Genomic DNA, 9,384 nt, shown 5'->3' on the forward strand with positions numbered 1-9,384 from the left:
AGAGCATCTGCCTTACAAGCAGAGGGTCACTGGTTCGAATCCAGTAGGACCCACACATTTTTTTAGTTAAACAATTGATTTATTTTGGAGGGTTCTTAGCTCAGCTGGTTCAGAGCATCTGCCTTACAAGCAGAGGGTCACTGGTTCGAATCCAGTAGGACCCACACATTTTTTTAGTTAAACAATTGATTTATTTTGGAGGGTTCTTAGCTCAGCTGGTTCAGAGCATCTGCCTTACAAGCAGAGGGTCACTGGTTCGAATCCAGTAGGACCCACAAAAAGCCTTAAAGACTTGTCTTTAAGGCTTTTTTTATTTCTTTATTTTCGTTTAAATTGTTGAAAAACAGAAGGTTTTGGTATTTCTTAAAAATCATTCAGCTGCATAAATAATTTTAAGTTTCCTAAAAAAGATGTTTACGAAATATGCGTCCAGATGTTTTTATGTTTGAACAACTGAGCGAGTGTGTAAGCCACCGTTGCATTTTCGGGTTTTAGTAAATCGGGGTCTGATTTTAATAAGTCAATAGCTTGAAAGCGAGCTATTTTTAGTAATTCTTGGTCTTTTACGATGTCGGCAATTTTTAAATTTAACACACCGCTTTGTTGTGTTCCCATCAAATCGCCGGGACCGCGTAATTTTAAATCAACTTCGGCAATTTCAAAACCGTCATTGGTGCGTACCATCGTTTCCATTCGGGTACGGGTATCGTTGCCTAACTTATTGCCGGTCATTAATATACAATAACTTTGCTCACTGCCTCGTCCAACTCTTCCTCGTAATTGATGTAGTTGCGATAGCCCGAAACGTTCGGCACTTTCAATGATCATTACCGAAGCGTTCGGTACATTTACTCCCACTTCAATGACGGTAGTGGCGACCATTATTTGTGTTTCGCCTTTTACAAATTTTTCCATTTCGGCGTCTTTTTCGGCGGGTTTCATTCGTCCGTGAACCATTGACACCTTGTATTTCGGTAGTGGAAAGGAGGCAGAAATATATTCGTATCCTTCTGTAAGGTTTTTAAAATCAAGGGTTTCTGATTCTTCAATAAGCGGATACACCACATACGCCTGTCTGCCTTTATCAATTTCGCTTTTTACAAATTCATACACTTTGGCTCTGTGATTTTCAAACTTATGAATGGTTCGTATGGGTTTTCGCCCCGGAGGCAATTCGTCAATTACCGAAATATCCAAATCGCCGTACACGCTCATTGCCAAGGTTCGCGGAATGGGCGTGGCGGTCATCACCAAAATATGCGGCGGAATGCTGTTTTTTTGCCAAAGTTTGGAGCGTTGCGCCACTCCAAAACGATGTTGTTCATCAATAATCGCTAAACCTAAATTGCTGAAAATCACTTTGTCTTCTAAAACGGCGTGTGTGCCAATCAAAATGGAAAGTTCGCCGTTTTTTAGTTGCTTGTCTATTAGGTTACGCTCTTTTGTTTTGGTTGAACCCGTTAGCAATGCCATCTTTACGTTCATATTCTGTAACAAATCTGAAATGCCTTGATAGTGCTGATTTGCCAAAATTTCAGTGGGCGCCATCAAACAAGCCTGAAATCCATTGTCAATTGCCAAAAGCATCGTCATTAGTGCTACGATGGTTTTGCCCGAACCTACATCGCCTTGCAAAAGTCGGTTCATTTGGGCGTTACTGCCCAAATCGTTGCGGATTTCTTTAAGCACCCGTTTTTGGGCTTCGGTCAGTGAAAAAGGCAAGTGATTGTTGTAAAACGTTGTAAAATAATCCCCTACGTTATGAAACGGAAAACCTTTGATTTTCTGTTTCTGTACAATATTTTTCTTGACCAATTGTAATTGAACATAAAAAAGTTCTTCAAATTTCAGCCGAAATGTGGCTTTGGTGAGCCATTCCTGATTTTTAGGGAAGTGAATATGCGTCATCGCTTCCGATTTGGAAATCAGTCTCATAGCCGAAATCACCGAAGGAGGCAACGTTTCATAAAAGGCAGGCTTAACTGCGTCAAACACGTGCGTCATCAGTTGGCGCATTACCCGATTGGTAACGCCTCGTTTGGTCAATTTTTCAGTGGACGGGTACACCGGCTGAATGCTTCCGTTGGGGATTTTGTTAAAATCATCTAACAAATCCATTTCGGGGTGTGCCATTGAAAAAGTGCCGTTGAAGGAATTGGCTTTCCCGAAAATTACATAAGGCTGATTGATTTTGAGCGTATCACGAAGCCATTTCAGCCCTTTGAACCAAACCAGTTCCATAGTGCCGGTTTCATCAATAAAGGTCGCCACCAAGCGCTCCGTGCCTTTGGGAGCGGCTGAAACAACCGTTTTCAGATGTATGATTTTTCCGATAACTTGCACTTCCGAAAGATTGGTTTGCAGTTCGTTAATCTTGTAAAAACGCGTTCGGTCAATGTATCGAAACGGAAATAAGTTCAGCAAATCTTGAAACTGAAAAATGCCCAATTCGCTTTTTAGTAACTCGGCGCGTTGTTTCCCGACACCCGGCAGGTACTCAATTGGCGTATGTATGATTTCGGGGTTCATCACGTTAAATCGTTACACAATGTTTTTATAGTAAAAAACCACCCTGAGGCGGTTTTTGTTTTTTTAATTTGAGACGGTTGCACCTAAAATAGGACCACTGGAAGTACTTTCTTTTAGTACTTTACCGTCTTTAAGTAGTTGTAAGGTTAATTTCGAAACATCATTTCCGATACCCGAAACAGATACGGTGATGTTTCCCTGCTTTACGTCATAGGTCTTCACAAAATCTTCTTTTAAAACTTTGTTTACCGTTTCCGTGTGGGTAGTGCCGTCATAAACAGCTACAATGGCTCTTAATGTAATGTCTTCTGCTTTAAGGACTTTTATGGAATATGTTCCACTTCCTGAACTTCCGCCATCATCGCTTTTACTACAACCCACCAACCCAATAATTGCCATCACTAAAAATAAAGTTTTTTTCATCATCGTTTAAAAAATTAAATTATTTATGGTGCAAATATAGGTATTTTACTAAAAAAATTGTTCCTTTGCCGAAAAAAATATGATAAAATTAATCGTATCGGATATTGACGGAACTTTGGTGAATCATAAAAAAGAAATTCCGCCTCGTTTCTGGGATGTTTTTAAACGATTGAAAACCAAGAATATTCGTTTTTGTGTTGCCAGCGGGCGACAAATGCAGAGTTTGGAACAGCTTTTTGCTCCCATTGCTTCCGAAATCGGTTTTATTTCCGACAACGGCGCTTTAATCAAGTTTCAAGGGCGTGAATTGTTTGAAAAACCGATGAAAATCACCGAAATAGCGCCTGTTTTGGCGGTTTGTGAGCAAATTAAAAACATCGGAACGGTTGTTTGCGGAAAAAAGAAGGCGTATATCAAAACTGATTCCGAGTGTATTTTTGATGAAATCGTTCGGCATTATCCTGCACATCAGCGTGTTGATAATTTTTCAGCTGTTGATGACACGATTTTTAAAATTTCAATTTGTGATGAAAAAACGGCTAAACTCAATTCGTTCAATTATTTAAAAGAATTTTCAGCTTGTTTTAATGTGGTTATTTCGGGCGAATTATGGTTGGATGTTACCGATAAAGAGGTTAATAAAGGATTGGCCTTGAAAGAATTGCATCGTTTGTGGGGAATCACTCCACTCGAAACAGCCGTTTTTGGTGACCAACTCAATGACCTTGAAATGATGCAAGCCGCTCAATTTAGTTTCGCGATGAAAAATGCCCAACCCGAAGTTAAGCAAATAGCTTCATTTGTAACTGATTACGATAACGATAATGAGGGGGTGGTGTTTCAAATTGAAAAAATACTTGGGCAAATGTCCTGATTTTCTGACCTGCTGAAAGCTAATTTTCAAAAAAATATCCGATATAATTTGGCAGTTTCAAAAAAAGTCCGTTAATTTGCACCCTGATTTTGATTAACTAAGTTTTATAACAAAGAAATAGAGAAAAATGGCAAGAGTTTGTGAATTAACAGGTAAGAAAGCGTTAGTGGGCAACAATGTGTCGCACGCGATGAACAAAACAAAACGTAAATTCAACGTAAATTTAAGAACCAAACGTTTTTACATTCCCGAAGAAGACCGTTGGATTACTCTAAAAGTATCGGCTTCGGCAATCAAAACAATTGATAAAAAAGGCATTTACGCCGTTTTAAAAGAAGTAGAACGTAACGGATACATTTAATAGTATCACAAAATAAAATATACTGCAATGGCTAAGAAAGGAAACAGAATACAAGTTATTATGGAGTGTACCGAGCATAAAGAATCAGGAATGCCCGGGACCTCTCGTTACATCACAACAAAAAACAAAAAAAATACACCCGACAGGTTAGAGCTTAAAAAATTTAATCCTGTTTTGAAAAGGGTAACTGTTCATAAAGAAATTAAATAATAAGGAGTTATGGCAAAGAAAACAGTAGCAACATTACAGGGAAAATCAAAAAAATTAACAAAAGCCATTAAAATGGTAAGATCTCCTAAAACAGGTGCTTACACGTTTGTTGAGAGCGTTATGGCTCCTGAGTTGGTTGATGAATTTTTGAAAAAGAAATAATTAATTTTCTCTATTTATAGTACCGAAAGCTGTCGTGAGACAGCTTTTTTGTTTTTAATTATTGCGCGTATTCATATTTTTTGTATTTTAGCAAAAAATTTTGGTTTAGCGCCGTATTTTTTGTAACCAATTCTGAATAAATAATTTAAAGAAAATGGCATTAAAGTTTTTTAAAAATATTTTCTCAAAAGAAAAGAAGGAAACCTTAGACAAAGGGCTTGAAAAATCAAAAACCAGTTTTTTTGATAAACTCGGTAAAGCCATCGTCGGGAAATCAAAAGTAGATGACGATGTGCTTGACAATCTGGAAGAAGTGCTCATTGCCAGCGATGTAGGTGTAAATACCACATTGAAAGTCATCGACCGTATTCAAGAGCGTGTAGCCAAAGATAAATATTTGGGTACAAGTGAATTGAATAAAATCCTGCGGGAAGAAATCGCCGGACTCCTTTCTGAAACCAATAACGGTGAAGAAGTTGATTTTTCTGTCCCGACTAATAAAAAACCATACGTAATTATGGTAGTGGGCGTGAACGGAGCCGGAAAAACAACCACCATCGGTAAACTTGCCAACCAGTTTAAAAACAAAGGATTAAAGGTTGTGTTGGGCGCTGCCGATACGTTCCGTGCCGCTGCGATTGACCAGTTGCAAGTATGGGCAGACCGCGTTGATGTGCCCATTGTGAAGCAGCAACTCGGTAGTGACCCCGCTTCGGTGGCGTATGATACGCTCACATCGGCGGTGGGCCAAAATGCTGACGTTGTGATAATTGATACAGCCGGACGTTTGCACAATAAAATCAACTTGATGAACGAACTTACCAAAGTAAAACGCGTGATGCAAAAGGTAGTTGGCGATGCCCCGCACGATGTTTTGCTTGTTTTAGACGGTTCAACAGGGCAAAACGCCTTTGAACAAGCCAAAGAATTTACCCGAGCTACAGATGTTACCTCACTTGCCATTACAAAGCTGGACGGAACAGCCAAAGGCGGTGTGGTAATCGGTATTTCTGACCAATTTCAGATTCCCGTGAAATATATTGGCGTAGGGGAGGGCATTGATGACCTACAAATCTTCAATAAATACGAATTTGTAGATTCTTTCTTTAAAGAATAATCAAAATAAATCTTAAGTGCTGCCCGATGTGTTTAATGATAAAGCAATTATGCGTTAATAACTTCTGTTTGACTGAATTTTAAAGCATACCACCCATAAAGTTATTAAAAAAGAGCGAAATTTCTTCGCTCTTTTTTGCTTTAAAATAAGGTTTTAACTGTTTCTAATTGATTTATTTGCTGTTGAATACTTTCCGTATGGGGGAGTTTTCTTTTAGTGGCAAGCGCTTTTTCAATTACATCAAGAAGAGCACCTCTCGTTTCACTATTTTCTTTTGCATACGGAGCAACTTGGCTTAATGATTGGGAAACAACCTCCACTAATTTGCTGTTATCCAAACTCATCGCCCATAGATAGCCTTTTTCAAAGGTTTGAGCTAACTTCGGGTTGTCGTGTTGTAAGAAAGGATAGAATACAAAATTGCCAAGTACTCTTTCTAAGTACTTTTCCATCTTATCATCAACAATTACCGATGCCAGAACTACCAATTGGTCGGGTGTAAATTCCTCAGGATTCGATTTTTCTAAGAACGATTTGGCTCGTTTCGGGTCAAGTTTGCCAATTCCGTTGAGAGCCGCATTACGAACCGAAGCCGACTGCACCGACAAACCCTTTTCAAAAACAGAACCGTATTTTTTATCACCTGAAGCCGCCAATGCCCACATTGCAGCCGATTTTACCAAATTTTTATCGTCCTTTAAGGCTATTTTTTGAATTTCGGAGAGTTCTTTCTTGGTTAGTTTCAAATCGGTTAAGCCATTTAACGCCTGAATGCGAAGCTCATAGAACGGGTCTTTCATCGCTAGCAACAAGATGCCTTTATGTTGCTCACGTTTAGCGAAATCTACTGCTTGGGAACGGCTTTTGAAGTCTTTGGCATTCTGATACTGAAACAGATATTCGTCTGCGTTCTTATATTTTTCCTCCCGCATCAAAAGAATGCCGCGCGGGTCAATATTAATTAGGTTCGGAGCCTTTTCAGCAGGGAAAGTAAAGGTATTTTCCTTACGGGCATTTACCCAAACGTGATGCCGAACGTACTTTCCGTTTTGATACACATCAACTTCCAAAGGAAACTCAAACAGAATTTCGTCTCCCTGATTTTGAATGACATTCAAACGGATTTGTTTCGCATTCGCATCGTAACTTTTTTCTATACGAACCAACGGATTGCCACTCCCGAAGAACCACTGATTGAAAAACCAGTTTAGGTCTTTCCCACTGACCTTCTCAAATGAAATCCGAAGCTGATGAGCCTCGCCCGTACCAAACTGATTGGTTTTCAGAAAGTCAGTAATTCCTTCAAAGAACGCATCATCTCCTAAATAATCACGAAGCATATGCAAAATACCGCCACCTTTGTTGTATGACACCAAATCAAACATATCTTCCTTGTCATCATAACCGAAACGAACCAATTTTTTTACGAAATCACTCGGGCGATGATGATATTGATTTACAGATTTGGCAAGATGATGGTCAGCTGCGTCTTTTCCGTACTTATATTCGTACCAGAGGTATTCGCAATAGTTAGCGAACGACTCGTTAATGGTCAGGTTCGCCCAGCTTTCGGTAGTTACCAGATTTCCGAACCAATGATGCCCCATTTCGTGAGCAATGACCGCTTCCCAATAGTTATTGTCCGCCAATACATCGGCTGTTTGGTGTGCTGATTCGCCGTGACTCACTGCGGTGGTGTTTTCCATCGCTCCGGCAACGAAATCGCGCACTACCATTTGAGCATATTTCTGCCAGGGGAAGTCATACCCGAATTTTTTCGAATAAAATTCCATCATTTCGGCGGTATGCCCGAAAATTTGTTTGGCAACGCTCTCATATTCTTTCTCAACGTAGTAATCTACCGGAATTTTCCCCCGCCAGGGCTTGTCTTTTACCACGGCGAAATCACCCACACCCATAAAGAAAAGGTACGGAGCGTGTGGTTGGTTCATCACCCAGTAATCGGTTCGTAAGTTGCCCGCTTTTTTTTCGGAAGATTCCAGCATTCCGTTAGAAAGTGTTACGAATTTATCAGGAACGGTGATATAGATTTCTTGCGTGGTTTTCTGATTGGGCTTATCAAGGGTCGGAAACCAGCACGACGAGGATTCTGTTTCGCCTTGCGTCCAAACTTGTGTGGGAACACCGGGAATTTCGCCTTTCGGATTGATAAAATACAAGCCTTTCGCATCATTTATCGCTTGGCTTCCCTTATGTGGGACTTTTTCCGGTTGAGCCGTGTATTTGATGTAAACTGTAAAGCGTTCGCCCTTATGATATGTCTTATCTAACTTAATACGTAGGAAATCGCCTTCATATTTATAAGGTAATGACCGCTCATTTAACGATACTTGATGAATGAGCATCGCTTTTGCATCTAAAATTAGGCTGTCCGACGCATAGAAAAAGGGCGATGCCGTGAGCCATTCTTCTCCGTCAAGCGTTTGATTGTCAAAGTTAAAGGATACTTTGAGTTTTGTATGCTCCAATTTTGTTTTTAACTCGGGAGTTGCCCGATAGGTTCCTCTGCCTGAGGTTTCAGTCTGTGCATACATTGATGAAAATCCTGCTAAAAACAGGGCAATTCGGATATATTTCATAAAGTATTTTATTTTTTTTGCAAAGATATTATATTTCAAGGTTATAAACATCATTTTTACTGAATAATCACTTATAGAAACTAATAAAAAGAGAAAGATGGAGGGCAATACCCCAACATTTTTTGTAAATGAATCATAATTTTAGGTTGCGTTGTAGGGGCGTATTGCATACGCCCGATTATAAATTTTTGAGCGTATACAATACGCCCCTACCATCCAAAATACTAAAAATTTGACCCAAAATAGGGTAGTTTTATTTCACAACATTTTGATAATTACACAACATATTTCAATTCTTACCAAACATGAAACAATGCTTACTGCTTATGTTGTTTTAATTTCTGTTTTATTTTAATTTGATAGAATACTAAATTAGGTAGAATGACAAATAATAGTAACAAACTCTTTGGTTTACCGCCTTTTGCCACACTTGCAATAATCGTAACAAGAGGGATAAGAACCAATAATGTCGTGTTAATACGATATGCCCAAATTAGATAGCCTTTTTCTGCCCAGAGGTCAAATTCATCTTTTATTTTTAGGTTATTTACCTCACTTTTAAAAAATCGACGAATTGTTTTGCATCACTTTTGAAAAATAGATTTGATTTGACACTCCTTAGTTTGCTATTTCCGTTTTTGGTTACAATGCCGTGAAGTGTGTTTTCTTTGGCATCTGTAATGATGGCATTTATGTCTGAAAGGTTTATTGTTGGTATGGCATTGTAGTTGAATAATAGCTTTTTGTTTTGGGTAAAAACCAGTTTGTCATCTGTAAAATGCACCGTGATGCGGCTTACCGTGAAATATATAAGCAATCGAATCAACCCGATAAAAACAACTATCGGAATTATCCATTTCAGTACCGGAACGGAAATATGCACTGACAAAGCGATGCAAATAAGTATCGCTATTGGAAACATAAAACAGCTTATGAATACTCGATATATTCTATATATCAGCAAACTAAATACTTTGTTTTCTTCCATAACGTCTTTTTTTTTCAGTGAATACTATCGGTAAAAAAGTAATTTTGACTTGATTTTATAGCTACCTCAAAATAATTTGTCGTTATATTTTTCAAAAAGTTCATAAGGCGAACACCTTGT

The 9,384-nt window shown here is 38.8% G+C and carries 9 protein-coding genes and 2 tRNA genes; 7 read left to right on the forward strand and 4 right to left on the reverse strand.

What is annotated here, in order from left to right; all coding sequences use genetic code 11:
* The first annotated feature begins 89 nt into the window (after nt 1-89).
* A tRNA-Val gene (locus tag Q4D72_RS11555) sits at nt 90-164 on the forward strand.
* Between the two features lie 36 nt (nt 165-200).
* Nucleotides 201-275 (forward strand) — tRNA-Val (locus Q4D72_RS11560).
* 139 nt (nt 276-414) lie between these two features.
* Here Q4D72_RS11560 and recG read toward each other — a convergent pair.
* Nucleotides 415-2,529: an ATP-dependent DNA helicase RecG gene (gene recG / locus Q4D72_RS11565; RefSeq protein ID WP_303078046.1), complete on the reverse strand. Its 2,115-nt coding sequence runs from the start codon at nt 2,527-2,529 to the stop codon at nt 415-417.
* Between the two features lie 63 nt (nt 2,530-2,592).
* Nucleotides 2,593-2,955, reverse strand: a complete 363-nt coding sequence (locus Q4D72_RS11570; RefSeq protein WP_303078048.1) for a hypothetical protein — start codon at nt 2,953-2,955, stop codon at nt 2,593-2,595.
* A 76-nt stretch (nt 2,956-3,031) separates the two neighbouring features.
* Here Q4D72_RS11570 and Q4D72_RS11575 point away from each other — a divergent pair, with 76 nt between their 5' ends.
* The 5 genes from Q4D72_RS11575 (at nt 3,032) to ftsY (ending at nt 5,676) form a co-directional block, all read left to right on the forward strand.
* Nucleotides 3,032-3,826, forward strand: coding sequence for an HAD family hydrolase (locus Q4D72_RS11575; RefSeq protein WP_303078050.1), 795 nt, complete (start codon nt 3,032-3,034; stop codon nt 3,824-3,826).
* A 127-nt stretch (nt 3,827-3,953) separates the two neighbouring features.
* Nucleotides 3,954-4,187, forward strand: a complete 234-nt coding sequence (gene rpmB, locus Q4D72_RS11580; RefSeq protein WP_303078052.1) for a 50S ribosomal protein L28 — start codon at nt 3,954-3,956, stop codon at nt 4,185-4,187.
* Between the two features lie 27 nt (nt 4,188-4,214).
* Nucleotides 4,215-4,397 carry a 50S ribosomal protein L33 gene (gene rpmG, locus Q4D72_RS11585; RefSeq protein ID WP_303078054.1) on the forward strand — a complete coding sequence of 61 codons (183 nt, stop codon included), beginning with the start codon at nt 4,215-4,217 and terminating at the stop codon, nt 4,395-4,397.
* Nucleotides 4,398-4,406: 9 nt separating this feature from the next.
* Nucleotides 4,407-4,559 carry a DUF4295 domain-containing protein gene (locus Q4D72_RS11590; RefSeq protein WP_018279503.1) on the forward strand — a complete coding sequence of 51 codons (153 nt, stop codon included), beginning with the start codon at nt 4,407-4,409 and terminating at the stop codon, nt 4,557-4,559.
* 154 nt (nt 4,560-4,713) lie between these two features.
* Nucleotides 4,714-5,676, forward strand: a complete 963-nt coding sequence (gene ftsY, locus Q4D72_RS11595) for a signal recognition particle-docking protein FtsY (RefSeq protein WP_303078058.1) — start codon at nt 4,714-4,716, stop codon at nt 5,674-5,676.
* Between the two features lie 140 nt (nt 5,677-5,816).
* Here the strand turns inward: ftsY and Q4D72_RS11600 are convergent, their stop codons facing one another.
* Nucleotides 5,817-8,276 (reverse strand): M1 family metallopeptidase, encoded by a 2,460-nt coding sequence (locus tag Q4D72_RS11600; protein WP_303078060.1) that lies wholly within the window; start codon nt 8,274-8,276, stop codon nt 5,817-5,819.
* 547 nt (nt 8,277-8,823) lie between these two features.
* Nucleotides 8,824-9,198: a hypothetical protein gene (locus tag Q4D72_RS11605; RefSeq protein WP_303078062.1), complete on the reverse strand. Its 375-nt coding sequence runs from the start codon at nt 9,196-9,198 to the stop codon at nt 8,824-8,826.
* Between the last annotated feature and the right edge of the window lie 186 nt (nt 9,199-9,384).

Origin of the sequence: Capnocytophaga sp., from assembly GCF_030532915.1 — a bacterium.
Classification (GTDB): Bacteria; Bacteroidota; Bacteroidia; order Flavobacteriales; family Flavobacteriaceae; genus Capnocytophaga.